Source organism: Bradyrhizobium sp., from assembly GCF_049586575.1.
Taxonomy (GTDB): Bacteria; Pseudomonadota; Alphaproteobacteria; order Rhizobiales; family Xanthobacteraceae; genus Bradyrhizobium.
This window is the reverse complement of the sequence record NZ_JBAVCF010000021.1, coordinates 1-2,909: the sequence shown is the minus strand read 5'-3', so window position 1 is coordinate 2,909 and position 2,909 is coordinate 1. Positions and strand designations below refer to the sequence as shown.

General features: G+C 58.2%; 1 protein-coding gene. It reads right to left on the bottom strand.

Features of this window, described 5'->3' with window-relative positions; translation table 11 throughout:
- Window positions 1–1,026: 1,026 nt before the first annotated feature.
- Complete coding sequence (locus WB528_RS00695; RefSeq protein ID WP_423886514.1) at window positions 1,027–1,779, bottom strand: sulfite exporter TauE/SafE family protein; 753 nt, start codon at window positions 1,777–1,779, stop codon at window positions 1,027–1,029.
- Between the last annotated feature and the right edge of the window lie 1,130 nt (window positions 1,780–2,909).

The window sequence follows — 2,909 nt, the reverse complement described above, 5'->3', positions numbered from 1 at the left end:
GTAGCTCGGCCAGCGGCCAGCGCCGCCGGCGAATTGTGCAAAAAGAAATCCGGCGCGGCGCTCGGCGCCGCCCAGCCAACGGATAAAGTGCACGGCTGAAATCTCGGAGCGAGCACACGTCCGAGACACACCAATGTGCCGGCTCGGAATCCAGAGCGAGCGCGATGGCGTAATGCGCCGGATATTGCCCGGTGAGCCAGCTTCGGGAGCGTTTGCCAGGAATACTGTCCAACCTACTACGAGCGGGCGACCTTAACTGCGCGCGCCACTGCCGAGCCAGAGTGCCCCGCTGGTCACCGGTAACTACCGGCGCAACGATGGCAGCGTCGCGGTCGCGTGAGCTGGGACGCGGTCCAATTTGCTGCGCCTGCTCACGGCAGTGATTGGCACATCAGCGACAAATTGAATGCCCGCTTTGACATCAGCTTTATCGGTAAGCAGACATCACATGACCTTGCCTCCGCGCGACGTATGCCAAGTCTCTCAGTCCCGCGGAACGCATTCGCAGTGACTCCCGTCACTGTTATGGGTGCACTTATGTCTCATGCCAGGAGGGCAATCATCCCCCCAGGTTGGCGCAACGACGCCCCAAAGCATGGAGCCTTGCGCCAGCAACAATAGACGCATTCGTCGAAGGGAAGATCTTTCAACTTTCCTCCCCCGGCAGAAAGCATTTGATCTGAACGAGCGACCCACCCGCGACGTCATCGATGTACGGCCACACGACCGCTCGGCCCAGCCGATTGGGCCCGTGGACTACAGCTTCGTCGGGCACAACGACCCATTGTCCCCAGACATGCACGCGATAATGGCCGTCAGCGGTCGTTCCCCAAGTCACGTCGACGATGCCATCAGCCAGAGCACAGCATAAGCCACCTGCTTTCGTAGCCAAGCTCTCAAACCATGCCTTTAGCGGCGAACCCGCGAAGCGGCCATCATCATGTGCCAGCGCAACTGTCGGCAACAGCAAACATATGGCAGCGCGAATAAGTATTTTCCTCATGGCACAGGTCAGCTCTTGCCTCATCAAACAATGAGAATTGCGCCGGAAATCAGGAGAAAGAATAGGACGACCTGTCGAAATCGCTTGTCGTCAATGCGATCAAAAAATTGCAGCCCTAGCCATGTGCCTAGGATGACAGCGGGCGCGCACCACAAGTAGGTTGTCAGGGTGGCGGAGACGAGAATGCCCAATCTGGAATAATAGGCCAACGTCGCGATCTGCATAAGCAGAATGAAGGGTTGTACGATTCCTCGCTGTTCGAGTTTGGTGAAGCCTCGCACGCTACACCAGACGGCAGGAATGGCTCCGGGAAAAGCCGTAGCACCGCCGGTGATGCCTCCGGCAAAGCCAGCAGCGATTTCGGCGAAACGGCCGCGGCCACGTGCGACGAAATTGGGACGCAGCAGCATATAGAGGCTGTAACAAATCAAGAATAATCCGAAGCCTGCCGCAAAGATGCGCGCGTCAAAGGCTTTCAGCAGCTCGGCTCCAATGGGTATGCCGGCGAACCCACCAACCAGATAGGGTAGGCATTGGCGCCATTGCATCGTGTGCCACAGCTTTGAAATGCTAAAGAGCTGGGTTGTGATGCTGCATGCCAAGAGCAGCGGCACGGCTTCAACCGGCGCCAATAAGTGAAACAAGACTGCGCCGGTGATGGCCGAAAAGGCGAAGCCGGCGAGGCCGGCAGCCAACGAGCCGGCAAAGATAGTCAGCAGCGTTATAATTAAAGTGATGTGGTCTGCCAGAATCGAGCCGACGTACTGGGCCGACATTGTCTACCCCCTGCAATTCGACGACTGACGATTTGGAACGGCTTGTGGCGCACTGCGCCTAGGCACGAATTAATGACATCGCTAGCCCCCTAAACATTTTTTGCGTGTCGCGATCGTTGTAGAAAACTGCAGGCTCTAGGTCTGTGCCGCAGATCACAGTGCAACGGCGGCGGAGGAAAACCTTTCGATCAGACGACGAATAGGTCGTTCCGCTGCCGGGATTGCAGGCCGCCGCCATGCGGCCGCATCTGGCCCCAGCCCGGGATAAGCCAAACGGATAGTAGAGAAGGGATTCAGGGAGCCATCGCGTTATTCCCAAGATTCAGAAATTATTTTTGGCTGCCGGAATGGCGTAGCCAAGAAATTCTCTTTGCGCGAGAGCGCGGCTGGTTTTCCCGCCTGACGCGATCGGAGACGGCCTCTAGCTGCGGCTCTGTCGTCATGGCGACGATGGCACTTGGTTCGAGAAAGGCTTTGAGGCCCCTGGCGCAGGGGCCGACGAAAACACGTCACGACTTTTGAGAGACGGAAGTAACTTTCGGCCTGTTCGGCTCCGGTCCGAAGGGCCGTTGTTTGCCTCAACGAAAAAGCACGTGTCGGCGAGCGTCGCCCGGCCAATGCGCGACTCCGTTCGCCAACCTTTCTACCGGTCAACACGGCAGCCGGAGGATCGTTCTCTAATTGCGGGCGCGATGTCAATCCCTGCTCGGCGCTCTCAATGCTCTAGGAGGGCTGGCGTTGAGATAATGTCGGCTGCTGCACCTGCTCACGGCGGTTCTTGGCACCGAGCGTCGGTTCTCGATGTCCGTTGTCAGGGCAGCTATTGGGGGGATAAGCCGACCTGACGCCGCCGATCAAAATCCGCGCGAATGACCCAGCAGCGACATTGTCCAGCGTTTTATGTTGCAGAGCGAAGCGAGTCTCAGCTCTATCAAAATATTTGCTTGAGCCGGGACGATGCAGTCTCCTCGGCAGCTGGAGGGTGACCCGTTAACGGTGCCCTTCCGTTTTCCCTCGCGGACGCCGGCGAAAGCACCGCGGTTCGTCTGTCAGCCCCCGGGGCCGTCCGTCATGATGTAGCCCATCAGGTCGCCCACGTTGTGCTCCAAATTTCGGATGATGTCCTTGAC